The sequence below is a fragment of the Cellulomonas triticagri genome (assembly GCF_003696205.1).
GTDB lineage: Bacteria > Actinomycetota > Actinomycetes > Actinomycetales > Cellulomonadaceae > Cellulomonas > Cellulomonas triticagri.
Map to the genome: position 1 here is coordinate 1 of NZ_RFFI01000222.1, position 2,743 is coordinate 2,743.

Sequence of the window (2,743 nt, forward strand, 5' to 3'; positions counted from 1 at the left end):
CGGCGCACGCCGGTACCGGACCCGCCGGCCCGGCCCGGGAGGGCGTTCGCATCCGCGGACGCATCGCCGGGGCGGCGCGCGACCGGGTGGCGGCCGTGCGCGGCCGGGTCGCGGGCACGACCCGCGACGCCGGGCTCGCGACGGCGGAGTACGCGATCGTCATGATCGCCGCCGTCGGGTTCGCCGGGCTGCTCGTGATCATCCTCAGCAGCGGCGAGGTGCGGGAGGCGCTGACGTCGCTCGTGCGCAGCGCGCTCTCGGTGTGAGGTCGGACCGGGGCAGCGTGACCGCGGAGATGGCGGTGCTCCTGCCCGTGGTCGCGCTGCTCGTGGGCGTCCTCGCGGCGCTCACGGCCGGAGCGGCGACCCACCTGCGGTGCGCCGACGCCGCCCGCACCGGCGCGCGGTCAGCGTCGCTCGGGGAGGACGATGCAGCCGTGGCCGCCGCCGTCCGTCGCGTCGCGGGCGACGGCACTCGCACGGCTGTGGGGCGCACGGACGGGTGGGTGGTGGTGCACGTCGAGGCCACCGTGGGGCCCGCGGTCCCGCTGGTCGGCGGCTTCACCGTCCGCGCGGAGGCGACGGCGAGGGCGGAGCCGTGACCCGCCGTCGCCGTCGTCGCCGCGGTCGTGCGGACGTGCCGCGCGCGGCCACCACCCCGCGCGGTCGGGCCCGGGGTGCGGGGGACCCGGTCCGCGACCGTGGGTCCGGGTCGGTCCTCGTGATCGGCCTGCTCGGTGCACTGGTCGTGCTGGCGACCGCGTGCGGGCTGCTGGTCGGCGCGCACGCGGCGCGGCTCCGGGCGCAGTCGGCGGCCGACCTCGCGGCGCTCGCGGGTGCGCAGCGGCTCGTCGCGGGCATGGCGGGTGCGTGCGAGGTCGCCGGGCAGGCCGCGGTCCGCAACGGCGCGGTGCTGGTGTCCTGCGAGCCCGCGGACGGCGGGGTCGTGCTCGTCAGGGTCGCCGTGCCGTTCGTCGTCGCGGACGCCGTCGCCGAGGCCCGGGCCGGGCCGCGTCCGGCGGTGGACCCGTCCGGGTCAGCTGCCGTCGGCGTGGGCGAGGACCGCGTCGAGCAGGCGCACGGCGGCATCCTTCTCCAGCGGGTTGTTGCCGTTGCCGCACTTGGGCGACTGCACGCAGGCGGGGCAGCCGGAGCGGCACGGGCAGGTGGCGATGGCCTGCCGCGTCGCCCGGAGCCAGGTCGCGCCGAGGGCGTACCCGCGCTCGGCGAAGCCCGCGCCACCGGGGTACGCGTCGTGCACGAACACGGTGGCCTGCTCGGTGTCGACGTGCAGCGCCGTGGAGACGCCGCCGAGGTCCCAGCGGTCGCACGTCGCGAGCAGCGGCAGCAGGCCGATCGACGCGTGCTCCGCGGCGTGCAGGGCGCCGGGCGCCGTCTCGACCGTGATCCCCGCGGCCGCGAGCACCTCGGCCGGGGCGGTCCACCAGACCGCCGTGGTCGGCAGCGTGCGCGCGGGCAGGTCGAGCGTCTCCGAGCCGAGCACCTCCATGTCGGGGATGCGCTTGCGCTGGTACCCGAGGACCTGGGTCGTCACGTCGACCGCGCCGAACCCCCAGGTCACCGGGCCCCACCGGCGCTCCGCCGTGGTCGAGCGGATCTCCGTCGAGGTGACCCAGCGCGCCCAGGTCCCGTAGTCCACGTCGCGTCGGCCCACGAGCGCGACACCGTCGACCAGGTCCAGGTCGTCCACGACGTAGGAGGCGCCCTGGTGCACGTACACCGCCCCCGCGTGGACCGTGGAGTCGGCCGCTGCGGAGTCCACGGTGCCGAGCAGCCGACCGGTGGTGCCCTCGACCACGCGCACGGGGTCGCCGCCGGTGCCGCGCAGGTCCGTGAGGCGCGCTGCCTGCTCGGCGTGCGTCCAGTACCAGCCCGAGGTCCGGCGGCGCAGCGCGCCGCGGGCGACGAGCACGTCCAGCAGCTCGCGGGTGCCGGGTCCGAACAGGTCGAGCTCCTCGGCGCGCAACGGCGCCTCGGCGGCGGCCGCGCACAGGTGCGGCGCGAGCACGTACGGGTTCGTGGGGTCGAACACGGTGGCCTCGACCGGGGCGTCGAGCGCCGCCTCCGGGTGGTGCACCAGGAACGTGTCCAACGGGTCCTCGCGGGCGACGAGCACCACCAGCCCGTCGGCACCCGCGCGGCCCGCCCGCCCCGCCTGCTGCCACAGGGACACCCGCGTCCCGGGCCACCCGGCGATGACCACCGCGTCCAGGCCGGAGATGTCGACGCCGAGCTCCAGCGCGTTCGTCGTCGCGAGCGCGCGCAGCCGGCCGGTGCGGATCGCGTCCTCGAGGTCGCGGCGCTCCTCGGGCAGGTACCCGCCCCGGTACGCGGCGACGGCGGCGGCGAGGGACGGGTCGACGTCGCGCAGGTGCTCGCGCGTCACGGACGCGACCGATTCCGCCGCGCGCCGGGACCGCGTGAACGCGAGCGTCCGCGCTCCCGCAGCCGTGAGGTCCGCGAGCAGGTCCGCGACCTCGGCGGTCGCGGAGCGACGCGGTCGGTCGGGGTCCTCGGCGACCAGGTCCTCACCGGTGCCGAGCGGACCCGAGCCCTCGCGCGCGCGCCCGGACGCGAGGTGGGGCGATGCAGGGTCCGGCGCGGCGGAGTCCGGCCGAGCGGGATCCGGCGACCCAGGGTCCGGCGCCGCGGTACTCGGCGCCGCGGGTTCCCGGGACGCGGGGTCCTGCGACGCGGGCGCCGCGCGGCCCGGCGCGTCGGCC

3 protein-coding genes and 1 pseudogene are annotated in these 2,743 nt (G+C 78.2%); 3 read left to right on the forward strand and 1 reads right to left on the reverse strand.

The window, feature by feature from the left end; all coding sequences use genetic code 11:
- The 3 genes and pseudogenes from EBM89_RS20270 to EBM89_RS22390 form a co-directional block, all read left to right on the forward strand.
- The coding region (locus EBM89_RS20270) for a DUF4244 domain-containing protein (protein WP_147463646.1) at positions 1-266 on the forward strand (266 nt) is incomplete at its 5' end.
- Positions 267-283: 17 nt separating this feature from the next.
- Positions 284-601: a TadE family type IV pilus minor pilin gene (locus tag EBM89_RS20275; protein WP_122151373.1), complete on the forward strand. Its 318-nt coding sequence runs from the start codon at positions 284-286 to the stop codon at positions 599-601.
- A gap of 35 nt (positions 602-636) precedes the next feature.
- Positions 637-999: pseudogene (locus EBM89_RS22390) on the forward strand (Rv3654c family TadE-like protein); the annotation flags it as partial.
- Between the two features lie 36 nt (positions 1,000-1,035).
- Here the strand turns inward: EBM89_RS22390 and EBM89_RS20285 are convergent.
- Positions 1,036-2,743, reverse strand: a 1,708-nt coding sequence (locus EBM89_RS20285) for a DEAD/DEAH box helicase (protein WP_122151374.1), incomplete at its 5' end; no start/stop codon positions are given.